Raw genomic sequence first — 633 nt, forward strand, 5'->3', positions numbered from 1 at the left:
AGTAATGCCTGCCAGGGCAGCGAAATCTTGAGAACCGATGTGATAGATTTTGCGAATGTCCTGAAGGGCTATCATAATATTATCCATAGGAGATTCCTGCCTTATAACCGCGGCGGACCCTGTTGTTTATTGTTTTCCGATGACTTACCCGATGAAGTATAGGCGATAGAAACTTTATCGCCGACGGACAGGCCGCTTGTAATTTCAACATAGTCGTCGCTGTAAATGCCCGTTTGAACCATTACGTTTTCCGTTGAGCCGTCATCGTGAACAACGACGACATAAGAACCGGAATTATTCGTTTTCAAGGCGGCAATGGGAACGACCAGTGCATTTTCCTTTTGAGAAGTACTGATATCGACACGAGCTGTCATTCCGAGGCGAAGGTCGTCGTTCGGGTCATCTACGTCCAAGGTTACATAGTAATAAATAACACTGGCTGAAGAAGCAGATGCTGAAGAGGTCGTATTCGTCGTGTCCCATGAATAGGTGGTATCGGTTTGAGAAATTTTTGAAACATGAGCCGTAAAGGTCTTATTCGTATAAGAGTCTACCGTAAAAGTTGCATCTTGTCCGACTTTGATTTTTCCGATGTCAGTTTCGTCAACTTTAGCGATGATTTGTTTTGTTCCC

The 633-nt window shown here is 44.2% G+C and carries 1 protein-coding gene; it reads right to left on the reverse strand.

All coding sequences use genetic code 11. The features are described from left to right. Positions 1-101: 101 nt before the first annotated feature. A partial coding sequence (locus PGX78_RS08690) for an efflux RND transporter periplasmic adaptor subunit (protein ID WP_270446558.1) occupies positions 102-633 on the reverse strand: 532 nt, incomplete at its 5' end.

The sequence above is a fragment of the Megasphaera sp. AF13-6AC genome, from assembly GCF_027685385.1.
Taxonomy (GTDB): domain Bacteria; phylum Bacillota; class Negativicutes; order Veillonellales; family Megasphaeraceae; genus Megasphaera; species Megasphaera micronuciformis.